We start from the raw sequence: 19,348 nt of genomic DNA, 5'->3' as shown, positions 1-19,348 counted from the left end.
ACGCAGGTCAGTCGTTTATAAGTGGAATCCCGATACGGTGTCGGGTATTTATAAGTAATCGTCGACTCTGCGATGAAGGCCGCCAAAGCCCCAGCCGCTCGCTTATAAATGTCTGCCAGCAGATCGACGGCGACCGCCTCCAAAGCCCCAGTCGATCGTTTATAAATCGTTGCTCCTAGATCGACGGCGACCGCTTCCAAAGCCCCAGCCGCGAGGGCTCGGTGCGCTCGCTGCGCGCCTCGGTCGCTCGCGCTGCTCGCTCCCTGCGGTGCTTACTTCGCGCGCCTTCGCCCTCGCGGCTGCCCCTTTGAGTCCCGCCCCGCACCGCACCTCACGCCTCCCCAGCCTCGTCGGCCTCCCTCCGGTCGGCCGACTCCCTCGCGCGTGCTGTCGCCGGCGCTTCGCGCCGGCTGCCAGAGGGACCTTCGGTCCCTCGCGACTCGCGGCCGCCGAGGGCGGCCGCTCGCAGGCACGCGCCACCGCGCCGTTCTTTATAAGCCATCGCGCCGTCGCGAACTGATATTTAAACCACAGCTACCCCGAGTTTTATCGCCGCTCGCTCGCTCAGTACGCCCATGAGACACGCACAGGGGCCGCTCCTCACGATCGACCTGACGGAGCGGACCGCGTCGACGGAACCGATCGACGACCGGCTCGCGTCGTTCGTCGGCGGCCGCGGGCTCAACACGTCGCTCGCGTACGACCGGATCCCGTTCGATGCCGACCCGCTCGGCCCGGAGAACCGCCTGTATCTCTCCACGGGACCGATGCAGTACTCGACGACCTCCTACACCGGCCGGATGGCCGCCACGGGCCTCTCGCCGCTCACGAACGGGTTGCTGTCGTCGAACGCGGGCGGGTTCCTCTCGCGGAACTTCACCGGCGCGGGGTACGCCGCGGTCGAGCTCGTCGGCGCGAGCGACGACCTGCTCGCGGTCCACGTCCGCGAGATCGGTGAGGACGGCGAGCCTGACGTGACCTTCGAGGAGGTCCCGGACCTGGAGGAGACCGAGGTGTCGGCCGTCTCCGACCGGTTCGCCGAGACGCGCGACCTGGAGCCGGAACACGTCGCCTGTGTCGGCCCCGCGGGCGAGAACGCGGTCCGGTTCGCGTCGATCATGACCTCGGACACGCGGGCGTTCGGGCGCGGCGGGCTGGGCGCCGTCCTCGGGTCGAAGGGCGTGAAGGCGCTCACCTTCGACGGCGATTCCGATGCCGAGATCGACCTCGACTGGCCCGACGAGGCGGGCGAGGTCCACCGCGAGGCGGCCACCTCCGACTCGATCATGAAACGGCAGGGGACGACGAGCGTGACGGAGCTCGCCAACGAGGTGGACGCACTCCCCTCCTACTACTTCGCGGAGACCTCCTTCGAGGGCGTCGAGGGCATCTCCGGCGACCGCGTCGAGGAGAAGAAGTACAAGAAGGGGACCTGCTCGCAGTGCGCGTTCGCCTGTAAGCTCCCCACGCGCGACGAGGAGACCGGCGTCGAGACGGAGGGCCCGGAGTTCGAGACGGTGATGGCGTTCGGCTCGAACGCGGGCGTCGACGACGTGGTCGACGTGATGCGCGCGAACGAACTGTGCGACGAGCTCGGGATGGACACCATCTCCTGTGGCGACGTCGTCTCGATGTTCCTCCAGAGCGAAGACGAGTTCGGCAACGCGGGGCTCGTCCGCTCGCTCGTCGAGCAGATCGCCTACCGCGAGGGCGTCGGCGACAAGCTCGCGGAGGGCGTCCACCGCGCCAGCGAGGAGTTCGGCGCCGAGGACTGGACGGTGAAGGGGATGGAGTTCTCCGGCCACGACGGCCGCGCGCTCAACGGTCAAGGGCTCGCGTTCGCGACCGCGAACCGCGGCGCCGACCACATGTATGGGGAGTTCTACCCCTACGAGTATCCGCTCGTCGACCCCGACGACGCGCTCGACCCCGAGGGGTTAGAGGGGAAGCCGCCGAAGCTCGTCGCGAAGGAGAACCGCAACGCGGTCCTCGACTCGGCGGTGATCTGCAAGTTCTCGCGGGGCACCGTCACGGACGACCGGCTCGCGGCGCTGCTCGACGCCGACTACGACGACCTCCAAACGCTGGGCGCCCGGATCGTCGAGTTGGAGCGCGCGTTCAACAACGCCCGCGGCTTCGACCGGAGCGACGACACGCTTCCGTACGCCGACGCCATCGAGGGGTTCGACGCGGCGCTCTCCGAGTACTACGCGCTCCGCGGCTGGAACGACGACGGCACCGTCCCCGACCACGGTGACGGGCTCGACCCGGCGAGCGCGGCGCCCGCCGACGACTGAGCTGGCTTCCCTCCTCTCCTCGCCGCTCGCCTACTCGCCGCCCGACTCGACGGCGACGCCGCGGAACTCGAAGCGGGCGCCGCCCGTCTCGCCCTCGGCGAGTTCGACCGTCCACCCGTGCGCCTCCGCGACCTCGGCGACGATCTTCAGGCCGAACCCGGTCCCCTCCGGGTCCGACGTCATGCCCGCCTCGAACACCGCCTCGCGGTCCGCGGGGTCGATCCCGGGGCCGTCGTCCGCGACGTAGAAGCCGTCGCCGTCGGGGAGCGCGCCGACCGTAACGGCGACGTCGGGGCCCGCGTGGGTGACCGCGTTGACGAAAAGGTTCTCCAGCGCCTGCCGCAGGCGGCTCCGGTCGGCGGCGACGACGGCGTCCGTCTCGACCGACAGCGTCGCCGACTCGGTGTCGGCTGTCTCCCAGCACTCCGCGGCGAAGTCGGCGAGGGGGACGGACTCAGTCTCGTCGATACCGGTACCCTGTCGGGCCAGCGCGAGCAGGTCCTCGATGAGCGCGTCCATCCGGTCCAGCGAGCGCTCCACCGCGTCGATCTCCTCGATCTCTATCGACTCGTCCGCGAGGCGCTCGGTGACGATTTCGAGGTTCCCGGCGGCGACGTTGAGCGGGCTCCGCAGGTCGTGCGAGACGAGGCTGGCGAACTCCTCTAACCGGTCGCGCTCGCGGGCCACCTCCGCCTCGCGCCGACGGAGCTGTCGCTCCCGCTCGATGCGGACCAGCACCATCGTCACCGTCGCCGCCCAGACGCGCGCCACCGCGAGGTCCGAGTCGTCGAAGGCGTCCGCGGTCGTGGCGCCGACGTTCAACACGCCGTATCGGCCGAGCGGGACGACGAGCTCGCTGCGGATCGTCGCGTCGTCGCTGTACCGGTCGGGGTCGTCGCCCACGTCCGCCACGTAGGTCGGCTCGCCGCTCTCGAAGACCTCCCAGGTGATGCTCTGCCCGTCGGCGTGGAACGTCGGGTGGTCACCGACGACCGCGTCCGCGGTGTCGGTCCAGACGACGGGTTCGAGCGCGTCCCGCTGCTCGTCGTACAGCCAGATCGCGGCGATCGGGTGGCCGAGCACGTCGTCGACGTACGACACCGCCGCCTCGGCGGCGGCCTCCCTGTCGGTCGTCTTCAGCAGCTCCCTGGTCGCCTCGTGGAGCGATTCGAGCGTCTCCGTGCGGCGCCGGAGCGCCAGCTGTCGCGTCCGCTCGTTCGAGACGTCGATGGCGGTGACGATCGCGTACGGCTCGCCGTCGAGCTCGAAGGCCCCGACGCTGACGCGGACCGGAACCGCGACGCCGTCGCCGCGGCGCACGACGAGCTCGAACCCGTCGGCGAGCGACCGCGACTCGCCGGCGCGCACCGTGTCGATCAGCGCGTCCACGTCGTGGCCGTCGTCCGCCCCCTCGGCGCTCGTCGCGTCCCGGGAGGTCGCGGAGTCGACGGCGTCGTCGCCCGAGTCGGTCTCGAGAGCCGCTATCGACGCGGACTCGTCCCACTCCACCCCGGCCGGGTCCTCGAACACGTCGGTGACCGATCGGCCGGAGAGGCCGTCCGGATCGAGCCCGAACACGGCCTTGACGCTCGGCGTGCCCGCGCGGACGACACCGTCGCCGTCGACGACGAGGGTCGGGTCGGGGGTCGCGTCGATCGCCTCCGGGAAACGGTCCAAAGTCACTCCTCGGCCGGCTCGTGGACGTGCCCGCACTCGGGGCAGCGCACCTCCTCGCCGCGGAGGTCCGCCGAGGAGGCGCGCACGTCGCGCATCACCTCGCTGATCTTGTCTTCGGCCTCCAGCTCGTCGGCGACCGCGAGGTCGACGCCCTCGACCTCGAGGAGGAACTTCGCGACCTCCGTCACCTCGTACATCATCTCGTCTAAGTCCTCGGCGGTGAAGAATCCGGACATCGCCCCGTAGAGGAACGTCGCGCCCGCCTTCGTCACCTTCTCCTCGAAGGAGTAGCGCGCCTGGTTGACCGCCTGCGGCGTGTACGTGTCGGTCATGAAGGGGACGAGCTCGGGAAGGTTCTCGCCGATCTTCGTCATTTCGACGCCGGTCTCGGTGCGGAAGTCGGCGCAGAGCCGCGCGATCGCCCACTCGCGGGCCGTGATGTACGTCCGGTCCCGGAGGAACTCGTTGACGCGCTCGTAGCGCGCGCCGTCCATCTTCTTGAACCGCTCGTACTTTTGGACATCCCGCGGCACGTCGTTTTCGGGCTCCCCGTCGGGGGCGCCGTCGGTCGCGGTCGTCTCCTGTTCGTCGTCGGCCGCGTCCTCAGCGTCGGCCGCGGTCGCGTTCCGTCCCTCGTCGGTCGAATCTCGCACCTCGGCATCGGCCGCGGTCGGCTCCGCGTCCGGTGTCTCTTCGTCCGTTCCGTCACCCGCTCGGGAGTCGGGCTCCCCGTCACCGCCCTCGGCGGGGGACCGGTCCTCGGGCGGGGACCGATCCGCGGCGGAGTCGCCGGCCTCGCCGGCCGAGTCGGCCGCCGAACCGGTGTGATCGCTCATACCTCTGAAACTCCACGGGCGGGCAAAAGCCTTGTCGGTGGTCGCCCGCTCGGAGATCCACTTTTGTACCGTCGCGTGGACGGATGGGGCATGAAGGTGCTCTGCGGGATCGGCGGCAGCGACGACTCGTTCCGCGCGCTCGACCGGACGGTCGAACGGGCGGCGGTCGCGAACGACGACCTGACGATCGCCGTGGTCGACAACGAGGACTCCTCGGTGTCGCCCGACGAGGTGATGGAACGCGCCCGGACCGCGGTCGACGAGGCCGAGATCGACGCCGAGGTGCGACGCGTCGGGGGCGACCCCGGGAGCCGACTGGTGGAGATCGCCGAGACCGAGGGGTTCGAGGAGATCGTCTTGGGCGGCGGCCACACGAGTCCGATGGGGAAGATCACGATCGGGTCGATCGCGGAGTTCGTCCTGCTGAACGCGAAGACGTCGGTCACGCTGGTCAGATGAGCGACCGAGGCTACCCGAACGCGGTAGCGGACGAGTTCCCGCCGCCGCCGACCGCGTTCACCGACCGCGAGGACCGCGAGATCGAGGTCCGGCCGTACGAGGGGGACGACGGGGCGCGCGAGGCGCTCGTCGAGATGTACGACGCCTTCGACCCCGCCGACCGCGCGCAGGGGATCCCGCCGGGCGGCGAGGAGCGCATCCGCGAGTGGCTGTCGGCGATCCTCGCCGACGACTGCTACAACGTGATCGCCTGGTGCGGCGATGACGTCGCAGGCCACGCGACGCTCGTCCCCGACGGCGACGCCTACGAGCTGGCGATCTTCGTCCATCAGGAGTATCAGCGCGCCGGGATCGGCACCCACCTCATCCGCGGGCTGCTCGGGCACGGGCAGGCAAACGGCGTCGAGAAGGTGTGGCTCACGGTGGAGCGGTGGAACCGGGCCGCGGTCTCCCTGTACAAGAAGATCGGCTTCGAGACCTCCGACGCCGAGAGCTTCGAGCTGGAGATGGGGTTGCGGCTTCACGCGGGCGACGACGAGGACGCCGATCCGGACGACGCCGACGAGTAGCGTTGGCCGGAATCTTCAAGCCTTTAGGGGCGGCCCGCGACCGCTCCGGTATGAGCCACCGAATTCTGCTGTTGGGGGCGCCCGGCGCCGGAAAAGGGACGCAGAGCGCGAAGCTGGCCGACGAGTACGGCGTCGAACACGTCACGACCGGCGACGCGCTCCGCGCGAACAAGGAGATGGAGACGGAGTACGGCACGCCGAAGTCGTTCATGGACGCGGGCGAACTGGTGCCCGACCCGGTCGTCAACGAGATCGTCGAGGCCGCGCTCGACGACGCCGACGGGTTCGTCCTCGACGGCTATCCGCGCAACCTCGAACAGGCCGAGTACCTCTCTTCGATTACGGACCTCGACGCCGTCATTCTCCTCGACGTTGACGAGGAGGTCCTCGTCGACCGCCTCACCGGCCGCCGGGTCTGCGACGACTGCGGCGCGAACTACCACGTCGACTTCCAGCCCCCCGAGGAGCCGGGCGTCTGCGACGAGTGCGGCGGCGAGCTGATCCAGCGCGAGGACGACACCGAGGAGACCGCCCGCGAGCGCCTCCAGGTGTTCTACGACAACACCGAACCGGTCGTGGACCACTTCCGCGACGAGGGCGTGCTCGTCGAGGTCGACGGCGAGGCAACCCCGGACGAGGTTTTCGCCCGGATCCGCGACGTCGTCGAGAGCTAATCTGCGTCGCTGTCGAGAGCTGATCCGCGTCGCTGACGGCGGTCGGTCCGCGCCGCTGTCGAGAGCTGATACGAGCGGCGATCCTGCAAGGTTCTTAACCGTCGACCGCTAACCGGCCGCTAATGAGTAAAGTCGAACGGCGAGTCCGCTCGCTGGTCCGCGATGACGGCGAGATGCGGGACGCCATTCAAGTCGTCCTCGACAACGCCAGCGGCGGCGAGGTCCGTTGGGTCGACGTTCGCGACGAAATATCGAGCGGGCAGTGGGGCCGGCTCATCGAGAAGGAGATCCTCATCGACGGCGAAGAGGGGTTCGCGCTGGCCGACCGCGAGGGGATCGAGGCCGGCTTGGAAGATGACGACGATTCGGGCGGGAGCGACGTGGAGACGCCCGAGACGACCACCTGGTCGAAGTGGGACAAGCTCGCCGGGGTGGCGACGCTCGGCGCGTTCGTCGGCTACGCGGTCCCGCCGGTTAGGAACGCGATCGCCGGCGCCATCGACGTCGTCCTCGGCCCGCTCCTCAACGTGGTCCCCTTCTACGTCGTGATCATGGTCATCGCGCTCGGGACGGGGCTGTACTCGACGCTGCTGCGCGCCGGGCTCATGGACATGGAGAAGATGGGCGCGTACCAGGACCGGATGAAAGACATTCAGGAGCGTCGGAAGGAGGCAGAGAAGCGCGACGACGACGAGGCGCTCGACGAGATCCAAGAAGAGCAGATGGAGGCGATGGGCGACCAGCTCGGCATGTTCAAAGAGCAGTTCCGCCCGATGGTGTGGATCATGTTCCTCACCATCCCTGCGTTCCTCTGGATGTTCTGGGTGATCGGCTACCGCGGGTCGGAAGCCGCGTACCCGGCCGTCGCGGACCAGGCGCTCGTCGTCCCGCTCGCGGGCACCGTCACGTGGGACACCGGGATCGTCGGCCCGATCCAGATGTGGATCCTCTGGTACTTCCTCTGCTCGATGGCGTTCACGCAGCTGGTCCAGAAGAGCCTCAACATCGAGATGTCGCCGTCCTCCTCGTAGACGGCGCGCGCTGATTCTCGGCTCGCGTTTTTGCCTACTCCCGCCCTTCGAGGAACGCCGCTACCTCCTCCCGCGACGGAATCGACCCCATCCCGCCGACCGACCGGACCGACAGCGCGCCGGTCGCGTTGCCGAACGCGAGCGCCTCCCGGAGGGTATTCTCCTTGTCGCTCCCGGAGGCGCCCCGGGAATCCCCCGCGAGCCGCGAGAGCAGCCCCGCGGTGAACGCGTCGCCCGCGCCCGTCGCGTCGACGGCCTCGACCGTGAAGCCGCCGTGTCGGACCGTCGCGGCGCCCCACGGTGCCGCGTCCGAACTGACCGCGAGCGCGCCGTTGCTCCCCAGGGTGACGACCGCGGTGTGCGGCCCGAACCTGAGCAGGTCGCGGGCCAGCTCTGTCCCCTCGCTCGTCGAGAGCCCGGCCGCCGCCACGTCCTCGTCGCTACACAGTACCACGTCGCTCTCGGCGACCGCCTCGCGGACCGCGGTCGATACCGCCCCTTCCGCGCCGTCCGGGACGAGGTCGGGCCGGTAGTTCACGTCGAACGAGACCGGACTGCCGGCGGCTCTCGCCGCCGACAGGAGTTCGCGGGTCGCCGCTCGACCCCGCGGGTGCGTCAGCGCCACGCCGCCGAGGTGGACCCACGACGGAGCGCCCGTGGCGTCGGTCGCGTCTCCTGCGTCTCCCGCGTCTCCCGCGTCGGCCGCCGTCAGCGCCTCGACAGGCACCTCGTCGGGATCAAAGCCGAACGTCGCGTCCCGGTCGCCGTAGAATCCGAACCGGGGACCGTCGGAGTCGGGCGGCGACACCACTGCGAGCGTCGTCTTCCCGTCCACGCGCTCGACGTGCGTCTCGGGAATCCCCTCGGCCGCGAGCGTCTCGGCGAGGAAGTCGCCGAACGCGTCGCCGCCGAGGCGCGTCCAGAACGCGGGCGGCGAGCCGAGCCGCGCGAGCCCGACGGCGACGTTGGCCGGCGCGCCGCCCGCTCGGTGGGCGTAGCCGTCGACCTCGCGGAGCGTCTCCCCTGCGTCCGGCACGAAGTCGACGAGCGTCTCGCCGGCCACGAAGACGTCCGCCATCGACCTACTCGGCCGCCGCGGCCCCGTCGGCGTCGCTCTCCTCGGCCGCGACCTCCTCGGCGACCGCCTCGAACGCCGCGAGGATGACGCGTTTACACGCCTGGCCCTCGGTGCTCCAGTGGTGGGCGTAATCGAGCATGTCGTCGTAGATGTCGGGCTTGCAGCCCGCCGCCTGCGGGTGGCCGCCGCCGTTCACCCGCCCGGCGACCTCGTGGGCGTGCCGGAAGTCGTCCGAGCCGCGGATCGAGGCCGACCCGGCGGGCTTGACGATCAGGGCGGCGTCGGCGCCCGCCTCGCGGAGCCGCTCGGCGACCTCGTTCTGCGAGCAGCGGCCGTAGGTGACCGCGACGCGCCAGTCGCCGACCTCGTGAGTGACCGCGCGGTCGACAGCGAGGTCGATTCTGGCCTCCTTCTCGACGCGGCGGTCCTCGACGAACGACCGCACCGTCTCGGGGAGGTCGACGCCGTACGCGCCGATCACGGCCGCGTACTCCTCGGCGCCGGCCCAGTAGGAGTAGTCTGCGAGGTCGTCGGAGCGCGGGTCCTCCTTGATCCAAAGGTCGTGGTCGCGCGTGACTTCGGCGAGCTCGGCCCAGCGGTCGTCGAACGCGTGCTCCAGCGAGCGGAGCGTCACGTCTGCGGTACACTCCTCGTCGGAGTCGCCGACGACGAGGTCGACGCCGGCGTCGCGGACCGCGGCCGCGGTCTCGTCGTCCCACTGGTGGTGGTCGAACCAGCGGATCGCGTCGGTCGACTCCGCGAGCGCTTCCAGCGGCTCCGCGATCCACTCGTAGTCGTCGGGACAGAGGTCGCAGATGAACAGGTCGATGCCGTCGTCGGCGTACGCCTCGACGCGTTCGAGCGCGGTGTCGATCGAGTACGGGCCCGCCGAGAGCAGCCCGACCGGGGACTCTGCGTGGGCGTCATCGAGGGGGTCGTCGTCTTCCTCCTCGTCGTCAGCGTCGTCGTCCGCTGCCGTTTCGTCTTCCTCCTCGTCGTCATCGTCCGCCAGCCGCGCCGCGATGGCGTCCTCGAAGGGGTCGACGTCGAGCGCGGCGTCGTACGTCTCGCGGATCATCGCCGCGCAGGCGAGGCCGTCGGCGTCGCCGTCGGCGATCACGACCGCCTCGCTGCCCTCGATCGTCTCCTTCGCTCGGCGCTCCGCGCGCTCGTCGTCCAGTGAGTCGGGGTAGAAGAACCCCTTCCCCGGCAGCTTCGTGTACCGCGACCGGGGAGAATCCCCCGTCTCGATGAGGTCGTCGTCCATACCGTCGAGGCGGGCGGCAGCCGGAAAACTCCGCCGCTCTCGCGGCGAGCGGCGGGGACGTCGCGGTCGTCGCCCTCGCGGCGCTCAGATCGTGGTCCGCCGTGGGTCCTCCTCGGTCAGCTGTCGCACCGTCAACACGGGGACCGGGCAGGTCCGGACGACGCGCTCGGCGACGGAGCCGATGAGGAAGCGGTTCTCGCCGTGGCGCCCCCGCGTGCCCATCGCGACGAGGTCGGCGTCGACCGACCGCGCGTACGCGTCGATCTCCGAGGCCGGGCGCCCTTCGCGGACTTCGATCGTAACGTCGAGGTCGCCGTCGCGGTCGTGTGCCGCGTCGGAGACGCGGTCGAGCGCGTCGCGCCCCTCGTCGTCGAGCGCGTCGCGGAGGTCCTCGCGGACCGTGTCAGGCGACGACTCCACCTCGCCGGCGTCGACGACGTACACCGCGTGGACCTCGGCGTCGAACCGCGCCGCCACGTCGACCGCGACCGAGACGGCCCGTCGGACGCTGTCGGAGCCGTCGGTCGCGACCACGATGGTGTCGAACATGGACGCTCGTTCGCCGTAACGGCACCTAAAACCCGGCGGTCGGTGGAGGGGACCGCGGCCGGTGGACGCGCCGGCGTGGCGATGATGGGTTTATAAATGACCAAACAGGACGGCGGCGGCGCGTGCCGACGAGCGCCCGAAGGGCGCGAGTCGCACGCGCGAGGGAGTCGGCCGACCGGAGGGAGGCCGACGAGGTTGGGGAGGCGTGAGGCTGCGGTGCTGTGCGGGGCGGGACTCAAAGGGGCAGCCGTGCGGCGGGCGCAGGCGACGTAAGCACCACAACGAGGGAGCGGTAGCGACCGAGTGAGGAGCGCAGCGAGCGTGCGCCCGCCGCACGGCTGGGGCTTTGGCGGTGTCGTCCGTCGACTTGGTAGCAGCCATTTATAAGCGAGCGGCTGGTGATTTGGAGGAGTATTCTGCCGATCTACTGGTAGCTATTTATAAAGGGCCGCTTGGAATTTGAAGAGGTACACCGCTGATCGGTGGTCAAATATTTATAATCGAGCGGCTGGGTTTTGGCGGTCTTTACGTCCGAACCGCTGTCGACTATATAAAAAGTCCCGCCAGTCAGGCTACGTTACGCCAGGAAGACGTGTCGCGGTCGGTCGGCGAGCACGTCGCGGCCCCACTGAACAGTCTCGGAGAACTCGTCGGAGCGGAAGAATTCCATCGCGTCCTCCTTCGCGTTCCACTGGCTGGCGATGAACATGTCGTTCTCGTCTTCGACGTTCACCATTAGGTCGGTCTCGACGTGGCCGTCCATCTCCCCCAGCAGGTCGCCCACGTCGTCGAACGTCTCGACGAACTCAGTCTGGTAGTCGGGCTTGACGGTGTAGAACATCCCCATCGTGCCGAAGCCGGACTCCTCGCCGGCGCGCGCAACGATGTCGGGCAGCTCCGAGAGGAAGCCGCCCGCGGTCTCCGCCGCCGACGCGGTGTCCCAGATGGAGACGACGGCGGCGCGGTCGGTGTGGCGTCCCTCGTACACCGCGGTCTTGACGTGGGTGCCGTAGTGGTCGAAGTTGCCGCGGAGGCCCTCGACCTCGTCGAACAGCTCGTCCACGTCGGCCTCGCTGTACAGCACCGTGGCGTACACGTCCTCGCCGTGGGGCTTCCCGGCGTAGATATCGAGGTCCGCGAGCTCGCCGCGGATGTCCTCGTCCGACGCTCCGTCGCCGTGGCCACCGTCGCCGCCGCTCTCATCCCCGCCGTGTGGGTGGTCGCCCTCGCCGCCGGCCTCGCCGTCGCCGTGCGGATGGTCGCCGTGCGCGGGACCGCCGCCCGAACCCGAGCGGTCGTGGCCCTCGCCGTGGCCCCCGTGGGCGTCGTCGCCGTGGTGACCGCCCTCGCCGTGATGGCCGCCCTCACCGTGGCCGCCGCCCTCGCCGTGGCCGCCGCCCTCGCCGTGGCCGCCGCCCTCCGCCTCGGGGTCGCGCCCGGTCGGGACCGTCTCGCCCGCGAGGAAGGCGTCGAGGTCGCGCGGCGGGAACCGGCGGCCGACGTAGAAGTCGCCGAACTCGCCGTACCGCGAGGAGGCGGGGTCGAACCGCATCTCGTAGACGATGTCCTTGATGTCGGTCGGGTCCGCGCCGAACAGCGTGACGCCCCACTCGTGGTCGTCGAAGCCGACGGAGGAGGCGATCACCTGCTTGATCTTCCCCGCGTACTCCTTGCCGACCTCGCCGTGGCCCGCCATCAGGTCGGCGCGTTCCTCGAACTCGAGGTCGTACCAGTTGTGCTCCTCGCCGCGGCGCTTGCTCATCGGGTAGAAGCTGACGTACTCGTCGTCCGGGATCTCGGGCTTCAGCTTCCCCTCGATGTACCGGCGCAGCCCCTCGTCGACGGCGTCGGCGCCCTCCTCGAAGTAGTCGTCCGAGACGTACCCGGACACCTCGGTGACGGAGACGTACGACGTCTCCCGTTCGGTGAACTTCGCGAGCGCGGTGTCCTCGAAGCGGCGCTCGATCGCGGACAGGTCGTCGAGCGACGGCCGGAAATGGAGGAAGAGGAGGTCGGCCTTGTGCCCGAGCACCGAGAACAGCGCGGACTCGCCCGCGTCGGCGTCGGCGACCAGCTCGCGGTGTTTCAGGAAGGCCTCGCCCTCCTCGATCGCTCGCCGTCGCTCGGACTCGGGCGCCTCGCGCCAAGCGTCCCAGTCGATCGAGCGGAAGTCGTGCAGCGAGAACCACCCTTCGGCGGTCTGTGGAGCCTCGACCATACGCCGACTTGGGTCGCCGCGACTTAGGGGTTTGCGGGTTGCCGCCGCGTCGCCGGGGTCGAAGTCGTTTCGACGATCTGAGTGGTCCGGCCGCTGAAACGTCCAATACAATTAATCGTGGGTAGCGCGTTGGTAACGTATGGCAATCGCTCGGCACGAACGCGGATTCCGGGCGGACCTGCGGGCGTTGCTCTCGCAAGTCCACCCGGTGTTCATGTTACCGCCGCTCGCGGCCTCGTGGTTCGGCGCGGCCGTCGCCGGCGAGTTCGCGCTCTCGGCCGGCGCGATTCACATGACCGCGATCTTCTTCGCGGTGTACACGGCGCACGTGAAGGACGGCTACGTCGACTTCCACCGGCGCGGCGAGGACGACGACCACCCGATGACGGTCCGCGGCTGTCGCCTCTCCCTCCTCGCCGCCGGCGTCGGCTTCGCCGCCTGTACGCTCGCGCTCGGCCTGCTCGTCGGCCCGGGCGCCGCGCTCGTCACCCTCCCGACCTGGTTCGTCGGGTACCTCCACGCGCCGCAGCTCGACACGAACCCGCTCACCACGACGCTGGGGTACCCGACCGGCATCGCGCTCGCGCTGCTCGGCGGGTTCTACGTCCAGACGGCCGCGGTGAGCGCGACGATCGTCGGCTTCGCGCTCGTCTTCCTCGTGACGCTCGCCGGGGTGAAGATCATCGACGACGAACAGGACTACGCGTACGACAGGTCGATCGACAAGCGGACCGTCTCGGTGCTGCTCGGCCGCCAACGAGCCCGAACGCTGGCGTTCTCCCTGCTGATGGCCGGGCTCGTCGGCGTCCTCTGGGGCACGGTCGCCGGGCTGTTTCCCCCCTCGGCGCCGGCCGCGGCGCTCGCGTTCGGCTCGGTCGCGCTGGTGGCGAGCCGGGCCGGGCCGACGATCGCGACGATGCTCCTGATCCGCGGCGCCTACGTCTTCTTAGCCCTCCTGCTCGTGGCCGTCTGGTTCCGACCGCTCTCCGGCACCCCGCTCCCGGACATCACCGTCTTCGGGCCGTACACGTACCTCGCCACCGAGGTCGCTTTCGGCGCGGTCGCGTTCGCCCTGCTCCGGTACGCCGGCGCGCTCCGCGAGGCGGCCCGGACGATCGCCGCCCTGTACCCGATCGCGTACCTCTGGGACTGGTACACCTTGGAGGTCGGCGTCTTCGAGATCACGCTGCGCACCGGGTACGACCTGTTCGGGATCCCGATCGAGGAGCACCTCTTCATGATCGTCGTGCCGGCGCTCGTCCTCGGGATCCACGAGACCATCCGGACGCTCTCGACCGAGTCGGCCGACGCGTCTGGGAGCGATCCGAGCGACTGACCGGACTCGCGGTCCGACAGTGTATCGCCGCGATCGAAACTCTTTCACGACGACTCGGAGACGTAGAGACGATGCGGAAAAGCGGCCCGCCGAAAGGACTGATCTCGTATCTCGTGTTGGAGCTGCTCGACGAGCGACCCCGGTACGGGTACGAGCTGCTCGGCGAGATAACCGACATCAGCGGCGGCCACTGGGAGCCCTCCTACGGCTCCGTCTACCCCATCCTCTACAAGTTCGAAGAGGAAGGCGTCGCCGAGCGCGTCGAGCGCGCGGACGAGCCCGACCGTAAGTACTTCGCGCTCACCGACGCGGGCCGCGAGGAGCTCGCCGAGAAGCGCCGCGAGATCGGCGGCGAGGCGAGGGAGTTCGGCGACGTCGTGCTCGGCTTCTATCACCTGTACGCCGCGCTCGCCACCGACGACCGCTTCGAGGTCGACGACGCGGACGCCGACTGGGGGTACTCGGAGCGGTACAGCGCGTGGATCGTCGAGCAGATGATCCGCCACCACGAGCGCGACTTCGGCGAGTTCGAGCGGATCGACGCCTCGCCCGAGGAGTTCTACGCGGCGGCGGACGGCTCGGACGCCGCCGACGCTGAGGGGTCGGAAGAAGCGTCCGGCGCCGAGGGGTCCTCGTCCGGGGCGGCCGACGACTGACGCCGGACGAGCCGCCCGCGGCGGAACGAGCCCCTCACCGGTGGAGCAGTCGCCACAGGAGCCCGCCTGGGAGTCCGGAGCGCACGAGCCGGTCGTACAGCCGGTCGGGGAGGACGCGCGCGAGACGCGGCAGCCACCGCGCCCGGCGGCTCACCCGGTAGCGCGTTTCTGGCCGCTCCGCCGTCACCGCGGTCACCACGCGCTCGACGACCGTCTCGAGGTCGGTAGCGGCCGGCGAGTACCCCTCGAACTCGCGGTAGGCGTCGGCGTAGGGGCCGTCGCTGTTCGCCTCTTCGACAGCCGCCGCGGCCCGCTCGTTGAACCCGGTCGGGACCGGTCCGGGTTCGACCAGCGCGACGTCGACCCCGTGGGGCGCGACCTCGCGGCGGAGCGCGTCGACGTAGCCGTCGAGGCCGGCCTTCGCGGCGCTGTACGCGCCGTGGTACGGCAGCGCGACCGACCCGACCATCGACCCGACGACCACGATCCGGCCGCCCCGCTCGCGAAGCGTCGGGAGCGCCGCGGAGACCGTCACATGGACCGCGGTCAGGTTCGTCTCCAGTTGCCGCCGGAACGCCTCCGCGGAGGTGTCCTCGACCGCAGCGATCTCGTAGCCCCCGATACAGGAGACGACCGCGTCGAGGGGGCGGTCGGCAAGCAGGTCGCGGACGGCCGCCTCATCGCGGAGGTCGACGACGGCGGTCTCGATCGCGTCGGGCAGGGCCGCGAGCCCCGCCGCGTCGCGGTCGACCCCGAGGACGTCGTGACCGGCGGCCGCGAGCGAGCGCGCGACGCCTCCGCCGATCCCGCCCGCCGCGCCCGTCACGAGAACGTGCATGCCGGAAATTCGCGGCCCGGTCAGTAGACGGTGGCGGTTCGCGTCGCCGTCGGTGCGTCGGCGCGTCGGCGCATCGGCGCGATACCGATGACTGACGACGCGCCCGAAGGCATATATCCGCCACGGGCGATTGTCGGCGTAATGTCCACCGACGAGCCGTCCGTCCCGATCGTGTGCGACGAGTGCGAGACGGAGACCCGCGTGCCGCTCGACGACCTCGCGGACGCGCTCGAGAAACACAACGCCCAGAAACACGACGGCGAGGAGGTCGCGGAGGTCGACCCGGCGATCAAAGACCGCCTCGCCGACCTCGTCGCCGAGGACTTGGGCCTGTTCGACGAGGAGGCGCCGGACGGTCAGTGAGCGAGCGTCCGTGGCAGGCTTCCGGACGGCCGGGTGCGACCCGACCGCAGGAACCGTAACAGCAACATTTGCGTCGTTCGGTGACGCCGAATATTCCATGGTCGCCCGTAATGGCTGGTTTGAGGGCTGTATGCGGCTAATTAGCTGTGTGTCGGCGTCATTGGAACGCGCTTCCGTTGCTGGTGACGCGAGGGTGTTGCCCGCCGAGGCCCTTCTGTGTGTATGTACGAATCAACGCGGACAGCGTCGCGGCGGTCGTTCCTCGCGGCCGCGGGCGGAACCGCGACGGTTGGCCTCGCCGGCTGTCTCGGCGGCGGTGGCGGCGGACTCGACGAACTGACGGTCGCGCACATGCCGATCTACCCGGACCTCCAGTGGTACGTGATGGAGGGCGAGGGGTACTTCTCAGAGATCGACGCCGAGGTCACCGGTCAGGAGTTCGGCAACGGGCCGGACATCGTCCAGGCGCTCGGCGGCGGGGACATCGACGTCGCGATGTTCGGGATCGTTCCCGCGATGATCGCGATCGACCGCGGTATCTCGGCGCAGGTCACCGCCGCGAACATCCGCGAACCGATGGGGATCATGGCCGAGGAATCCTTCCACGAGACGTTCGAACAGGAGGGCGCCGACGCCTTCGCGACGTGGGAAGAAGAGCAGGGCGAGCCGTTCACCTTCGGCACGTTCCCGCAGGGGAGCGTCCCGGACGTGCTGCTCCGCTACTGGCTCCGTGACGTCGGCGTCGACGTCGAAGCGAACGACAGCGTGGAGGTCATCGAGATCAACGGCGCCAGCTCGGTCTGGCAGGCGATCGCCAACGACGAGATCGACGGTACCTCGATCATGGAGCCGGTGCCGACCATCGCGCAGGCGGAGGAGTCGTCCGTGACGATGCTCCGGACCGCGGCCGAGGTCCTACCCGGCCAGCCCGCCGCCGTCACGCTGATGAGCGACGCGGTGCGGGACTCCCCGCTCGCGGCGCAGTTCCTCGAACAGCACGCCCGCGCGACCGAGTTCATCGACGAGAGCCCGGACGCGACCGCGGCCCACGTCGAGGAGGGGATCGGGATGCCGGCCGACCGCGCGCGGACGGCGCTCGACTCGCCGCTGTCGAACTTCATCACTGACCCCAACGAGATCACGGACGCGACGCAGGTGTTCTCCGAGTTCGCGGCCGGGAACGGCCAGATCGACGAGCAGCTGTCGACCGACGCCATCTTCGACCTCGAGGTGTACGACTCGCTCTGATGGCGACCGAAACCGCATCGCCGGTCGGCGGGGACGGCACGGCCGCGAGCGTCGGGGTCGGCGACGGCCGGCGGCTGCTCCGCGGGGCGGTCGGGGTCGCGGCGTTCCTCGTCGTCTGGCACGCCGTCTCGCTGACGCAGGACCCGTTCGTCCTCCCCTCGCCGGTCGCGGTCGCGGGGGCGTTCGCGAGCGAACTCGCCTCGGGCGACATGACGACGGCGCTCTACCGGAGCGTCCGCCACTGGATCCCCGGCACGATCGCCGGGACCAGCCTCGGGGTGGCTGCCGGCGTCGCGTTCGGCTGGAGCGGCCTGCTCGACGACCTGACGGCGCCGCTCGTCCGGACGCTGCGCCCGGTGCCGCCGCTCGCGCTCATCGGCTTCGCGATCGCGTGGTTCGGGATCAACGACTGGGGCGCCGCGTTCATCATCGCGGTCGGCGCGTTCTGGATCAACTTCTACGCGGCGTACGGCGCCGTCGAGGGGGTGAGCGAGGACCTCCTCGACGTTGGCCGGACGCTGGGCGTCCGCGGCGACCTCGACGCGGTCCGCTCGATCGTGCTGCCGGCGTCGATGCCGGGGATCCTGACCGGGATCCGGACCGGACTGGGTCGGTGTTGGATGCTCGTCGTCGCCTCGGAGATCTTCGGCGTCCCCGGGGTCGGTCGCGAGATCATCCGCGCCAGCAACAACCTCCGCGTCGACCGGGCGATCGCGTACATCCTCGTGTTGAGCCTGATGTACCTGCTCGTCGACGTGGCGTTCCGCGCGGTCGAACGGAGGGCGTTAGCGTGGCGGGCGTGAACGGCGCTCCCTCTCCCGATCCCGAGGCGGCGAGCGTCGCCCTCGACGGAGTCGGCAAGACGTATCCCGGCGACGGCGAGGGGGGATCGGTGCGCGCGCTCGACGATGTCTCCTTCTCGGTCGGGGACGGAGAGTTCGTCTGTCTCGTCGGTCCCTCGGGGTGTGGGAAGACGACGCTGTTCCGGATCGTCGCCGGGCTCACCGAGGCGACCGACGGCCGCGTCCTGCTCGACGGCACCGAGGTTACGGGCCCGACGACGGACATGGGCGTGGTGTTCCAGGAGTACCACCTGTTCCCCTGGCTCACCGTGGCGGAGAACGTCGGATTCGGCCTCGAACGGAGCGACCGCTCGCCCGCCGAGCAGGAGGCGCGCGTCGACGAGATGCTCGACCTCGTCGGCCTGACGGAGTTCCGCGACACCTACCCGAAGTCGCTGTCGGGCGGGATGAAACAGCGCGTCGCCATCGCCCGGTCGCTCGCGGTCGACCCGGACCTGCTGCTGATGGACGAACCGTTCGGCGCGGTCGACGCCCAGACCCGCGAGATGCTCCAGCGCGAGCTGCTCGACGTGTGGGCCTCGACGGGGAAGACCGTCCTCTTCGTCACGCACGACGTCGCGGAGGCGGTGACGCTCGCGGACCGGATCGTCGTGATGGCCGCCGACCCGGGTCGCGTCCGCGATATCGTCGACGTCGACGTCGAGCGCCCGCGCGAGCGCGGCGACGCCGCGTTCGCCGAGTACGTCGGCCGCGTGCGAGAGCTGATCGGGGCCGGGCCGTAGCGGATCCGGAATCGGAGCCGAACCGTTACCGGCCCGGCGCTCCCGCGCGGCCGCTCCGGGTACTCCGGCTACGCTTCTTCGTCGTTTCCGTCGTCCTCGACGCTCTCTGACAGCTCGTCGACGTGGGTGCGAAGCATCGCCACCGTCGCGTCCGCGTCGGCGTACCCCTCGTCGTAGTCGTCGAGCGCGGCCGCGGCGCTGTCCAGGAAGCGTTCCACCGCCGCGTCAGTCGACTCGTCGGTCATGCGAAACTGTCCGCCCGCGAGCGGTTTATGTCTCCCGGCGTCGAGGCCGTGGCCGCAGAACGAGTCGCTCCCTCAGCGCCGACGGAGCGCGTACGTCGTGTAGCCGACCGCGACGACGAGCGCGGCGGAGAGCAGCGTGCCGAAGACGGCGGGCGACGCGGTGACGTAGTCGCCGAACGGGTCGGTCAGCGCGAACACGGCGACGATGAGCGCGACGGAGATGGCGATCCCGACCGCGCCGAACGCTTTGAACGCCGCGTCGAGGTCGAAGCGAGGCGATCCCGGTTGGTGGCTCATACCCCCTCGTACGCGCTCCGTATATAAACCTACCTGAGCGGATTCTCACGTCGGTGGAACGGCGGCGGCGTCCCGGGCCCGCGACGACGAACTTCTGGGTTTACTATTGGTGTTGATAATTTGCT

Annotated in this window: 20 protein-coding genes; 11 read left to right on the top strand and 9 right to left on the bottom strand. The window is 69.9% G+C overall.

Going from position 1 to position 19,348, the window contains the following annotated elements:
* The first annotated feature begins 575 nt into the window (after positions 1–575).
* The gene (locus ACOZ35_RS09365) at positions 576–2,297 is read left to right on the top strand and encodes an aldehyde ferredoxin oxidoreductase family protein (protein ID WP_424013349.1); all 1,722 of its coding nucleotides are present in this window, start codon (positions 576–578) and stop codon (positions 2,295–2,297) included.
* Positions 2,298–2,327: 30 nt separating this feature from the next.
* Here the strand turns inward: ACOZ35_RS09365 and ACOZ35_RS09360 are convergent, their stop codons facing one another.
* Positions 2,328–3,980, bottom strand: a complete 1,653-nt coding sequence (locus tag ACOZ35_RS09360) for an ATP-binding protein (RefSeq protein ID WP_424013348.1) — start codon at positions 3,978–3,980, stop codon at positions 2,328–2,330.
* Positions 3,977–4,810 (bottom strand): DUF5806 family protein, encoded by an 834-nt coding sequence (locus ACOZ35_RS09355; RefSeq protein WP_424013347.1) that lies wholly within the window; start codon positions 4,808–4,810, stop codon positions 3,977–3,979. The genes ACOZ35_RS09360 and ACOZ35_RS09355 overlap by 4 nt, the downstream gene beginning before the upstream one ends.
* Positions 4,811–4,900: 90 nt before the next feature.
* Between ACOZ35_RS09355 and ACOZ35_RS09350 the strand changes: the two genes are divergently transcribed.
* The 4 genes from ACOZ35_RS09350 to ACOZ35_RS09335 all read left to right on the top strand — a co-directional run bounded on the left by ACOZ35_RS09350 (position 4,901) and on the right by ACOZ35_RS09335 (position 7,543).
* Positions 4,901–5,269 carry a universal stress protein gene (locus ACOZ35_RS09350; protein WP_424013346.1) on the top strand — a complete coding sequence of 123 codons (369 nt, stop codon included), beginning with the start codon at positions 4,901–4,903 and terminating at the stop codon, positions 5,267–5,269.
* Positions 5,266–5,838: an N-acetyltransferase family protein gene (locus tag ACOZ35_RS09345; protein ID WP_424013345.1), complete on the top strand. Its 573-nt coding sequence runs from the start codon at positions 5,266–5,268 to the stop codon at positions 5,836–5,838. The genes ACOZ35_RS09350 and ACOZ35_RS09345 overlap by 4 nt, the downstream gene beginning before the upstream one ends.
* A gap of 50 nt (positions 5,839–5,888) precedes the next feature.
* Positions 5,889–6,512 carry an adenylate kinase gene (locus ACOZ35_RS09340; RefSeq protein ID WP_424013344.1) on the top strand — a complete coding sequence of 208 codons (624 nt, stop codon included), beginning with the start codon at positions 5,889–5,891 and terminating at the stop codon, positions 6,510–6,512.
* A 122-nt stretch (positions 6,513–6,634) separates the two neighbouring features.
* Entirely contained in the window at positions 6,635–7,543 is a 909-nt protein-coding gene (locus tag ACOZ35_RS09335) for a DUF106 domain-containing protein (RefSeq protein ID WP_424013343.1), read from the top strand.
* A gap of 34 nt (positions 7,544–7,577) precedes the next feature.
* Here ACOZ35_RS09335 and ACOZ35_RS09330 read toward each other — a convergent pair whose 3' ends face one another.
* From ACOZ35_RS09330 to ACOZ35_RS09315, 4 genes are all read right to left on the bottom strand, one after another.
* Complete coding sequence (locus ACOZ35_RS09330; RefSeq protein ID WP_424013342.1) at positions 7,578–8,621, bottom strand: carbohydrate kinase family protein; 1,044 nt, start codon at positions 8,619–8,621, stop codon at positions 7,578–7,580.
* A 4-nt stretch (positions 8,622–8,625) separates the two neighbouring features.
* Positions 8,626–9,888 carry a DHH family phosphoesterase gene (locus ACOZ35_RS09325; RefSeq protein ID WP_424013341.1) on the bottom strand — a complete coding sequence of 421 codons (1,263 nt, stop codon included), beginning with the start codon at positions 9,886–9,888 and terminating at the stop codon, positions 8,626–8,628.
* Between the two features lie 84 nt (positions 9,889–9,972).
* On the bottom strand, positions 9,973–10,437 hold the full coding sequence (locus tag ACOZ35_RS09320; protein WP_424013340.1) for a universal stress protein: 465 nt from the start codon (positions 10,435–10,437) through the stop codon (positions 9,973–9,975).
* A gap of 577 nt (positions 10,438–11,014) precedes the next feature.
* Positions 11,015–12,655, bottom strand: coding sequence for a heme-binding protein (locus ACOZ35_RS09315; protein ID WP_424013339.1), 1,641 nt, complete (start codon positions 12,653–12,655; stop codon positions 11,015–11,017).
* A 139-nt stretch (positions 12,656–12,794) separates the two neighbouring features.
* Between ACOZ35_RS09315 and ACOZ35_RS09310 the strand changes: the two genes are divergently transcribed.
* Together ACOZ35_RS09310 and ACOZ35_RS09305 are read left to right on the top strand one after the other, a co-directional pair.
* Positions 12,795–13,991, top strand: coding sequence for a lycopene cyclase domain-containing protein (locus tag ACOZ35_RS09310; RefSeq protein ID WP_424013338.1), 1,197 nt, complete (start codon positions 12,795–12,797; stop codon positions 13,989–13,991).
* A 71-nt stretch (positions 13,992–14,062) separates the two neighbouring features.
* Positions 14,063–14,647, top strand: a complete 585-nt coding sequence (locus ACOZ35_RS09305) for a PadR family transcriptional regulator (RefSeq protein ID WP_424013337.1) — start codon at positions 14,063–14,065, stop codon at positions 14,645–14,647.
* A gap of 34 nt (positions 14,648–14,681) precedes the next feature.
* On the opposite strand, the gene ACOZ35_RS09300 is transcribed toward ACOZ35_RS09305, so the two are convergent.
* Entirely contained in the window at positions 14,682–15,485 is an 804-nt protein-coding gene (locus ACOZ35_RS09300; protein ID WP_424013336.1) for an SDR family NAD(P)-dependent oxidoreductase, read from the bottom strand.
* Positions 15,486–15,626: 141 nt separating this feature from the next.
* Between ACOZ35_RS09300 and ACOZ35_RS09295 the strand changes: the two genes are divergently transcribed.
* From ACOZ35_RS09295 to ACOZ35_RS09280, 4 genes are all read left to right on the top strand, one after another.
* Positions 15,627–15,848, top strand: a complete 222-nt coding sequence (locus tag ACOZ35_RS09295) for a hypothetical protein (protein WP_424013335.1) — start codon at positions 15,627–15,629, stop codon at positions 15,846–15,848.
* 222 nt (positions 15,849–16,070) lie between these two features.
* Entirely contained in the window at positions 16,071–17,096 is a 1,026-nt protein-coding gene (locus tag ACOZ35_RS09290; protein ID WP_424013334.1) for an ABC transporter substrate-binding protein, read from the top strand.
* Positions 17,096–17,899 (top strand): ABC transporter permease, encoded by an 804-nt coding sequence (locus ACOZ35_RS09285; protein ID WP_424013333.1) that lies wholly within the window; start codon positions 17,096–17,098, stop codon positions 17,897–17,899. Before ACOZ35_RS09290 ends, ACOZ35_RS09285 begins: the two co-directional genes overlap by 1 nt.
* The gene (locus ACOZ35_RS09280) at positions 17,887–18,681 is read left to right on the top strand and encodes an ABC transporter ATP-binding protein (protein WP_424013332.1); all 795 of its coding nucleotides are present in this window, start codon (positions 17,887–17,889) and stop codon (positions 18,679–18,681) included. The genes ACOZ35_RS09285 and ACOZ35_RS09280 overlap by 13 nt, the downstream gene beginning before the upstream one ends.
* A gap of 68 nt (positions 18,682–18,749) precedes the next feature.
* Here ACOZ35_RS09280 and ACOZ35_RS09275 read toward each other — a convergent pair whose 3' ends face one another.
* Together ACOZ35_RS09275 and ACOZ35_RS09270 are read right to left on the bottom strand one after the other, a co-directional pair.
* A complete protein-coding gene (locus ACOZ35_RS09275) occupies positions 18,750–18,926 on the bottom strand; it encodes a hypothetical protein (protein ID WP_424013331.1) in 177 nt (58 codons plus the stop codon).
* A gap of 72 nt (positions 18,927–18,998) precedes the next feature.
* A complete protein-coding gene (locus tag ACOZ35_RS09270; RefSeq protein WP_424013330.1) occupies positions 18,999–19,223 on the bottom strand; it encodes a hypothetical protein in 225 nt (74 codons plus the stop codon).
* Positions 19,224–19,348 lie beyond the last annotated feature (125 nt).

The sequence above is a fragment of the Halorubrum xinjiangense genome (assembly GCF_049604745.1).
GTDB classification, from domain to species: domain Archaea; phylum Halobacteriota; class Halobacteria; order Halobacteriales; family Haloferacaceae; genus Halorubrum; species Halorubrum xinjiangense_A.
This window is presented reverse-complemented; position numbering and strand designations above follow the sequence as displayed.

Bases quoted from the DNA above. Each gene is read 5' to 3' on its own strand.
- ACOZ35_RS09365 (WP_424013349.1), top strand. From the start codon at position 576: ATGAGACACGCACAGGGGCCGCTCCTCACGATCGACCTGACGGAGCGG.
- ACOZ35_RS09355 (WP_424013347.1), bottom strand. From the start codon at position 4,810: ATGAGCGATCACACCGGTTCGGCGGCCGACTCGGCCGGCGAGGCCGGC.
- ACOZ35_RS09350 (WP_424013346.1), top strand. From the start codon at position 4,901: ATGAAGGTGCTCTGCGGGATCGGCGGCAGCGACGACTCGTTCCGCGCG.
- ACOZ35_RS09345 (WP_424013345.1), top strand. From the start codon at position 5,266: ATGAGCGACCGAGGCTACCCGAACGCGGTAGCGGACGAGTTCCCGCCG.
- ACOZ35_RS09340 (WP_424013344.1), top strand. From the start codon at position 5,889: ATGAGCCACCGAATTCTGCTGTTGGGGGCGCCCGGCGCCGGAAAAGGG.
- ACOZ35_RS09335 (WP_424013343.1), top strand. From the start codon at position 6,635: ATGAGTAAAGTCGAACGGCGAGTCCGCTCGCTGGTCCGCGATGACGGC.
- ACOZ35_RS09330 (WP_424013342.1), bottom strand. From the start codon at position 8,621: ATGGCGGACGTCTTCGTGGCCGGCGAGACGCTCGTCGACTTCGTGCCG.
- ACOZ35_RS09325 (WP_424013341.1), bottom strand. From the start codon at position 9,888: ATGGACGACGACCTCATCGAGACGGGGGATTCTCCCCGGTCGCGGTAC.
- ACOZ35_RS09320 (WP_424013340.1), bottom strand. From the start codon at position 10,437: ATGTTCGACACCATCGTGGTCGCGACCGACGGCTCCGACAGCGTCCGA.
- ACOZ35_RS09315 (WP_424013339.1), bottom strand. From the start codon at position 12,655: ATGGTCGAGGCTCCACAGACCGCCGAAGGGTGGTTCTCGCTGCACGAC.
- ACOZ35_RS09310 (WP_424013338.1), top strand. From the start codon at position 12,795: ATGGCAATCGCTCGGCACGAACGCGGATTCCGGGCGGACCTGCGGGCG.
- ACOZ35_RS09305 (WP_424013337.1), top strand. From the start codon at position 14,063: ATGCGGAAAAGCGGCCCGCCGAAAGGACTGATCTCGTATCTCGTGTTG.
- ACOZ35_RS09300 (WP_424013336.1), bottom strand. From the start codon at position 15,485: ATGCACGTTCTCGTGACGGGCGCGGCGGGCGGGATCGGCGGAGGCGTC.
- ACOZ35_RS09295 (WP_424013335.1), top strand. From the start codon at position 15,627: ATGTCCACCGACGAGCCGTCCGTCCCGATCGTGTGCGACGAGTGCGAG.
- ACOZ35_RS09290 (WP_424013334.1), top strand. From the start codon at position 16,071: ATGTACGAATCAACGCGGACAGCGTCGCGGCGGTCGTTCCTCGCGGCC.
- ACOZ35_RS09285 (WP_424013333.1), top strand. From the start codon at position 17,096: ATGGCGACCGAAACCGCATCGCCGGTCGGCGGGGACGGCACGGCCGCG.
- ACOZ35_RS09275 (WP_424013331.1), bottom strand. From the start codon at position 18,926: ATGACCGACGAGTCGACTGACGCGGCGGTGGAACGCTTCCTGGACAGC.
- ACOZ35_RS09270 (WP_424013330.1), bottom strand. From the start codon at position 19,223: ATGAGCCACCAACCGGGATCGCCTCGCTTCGACCTCGACGCGGCGTTC.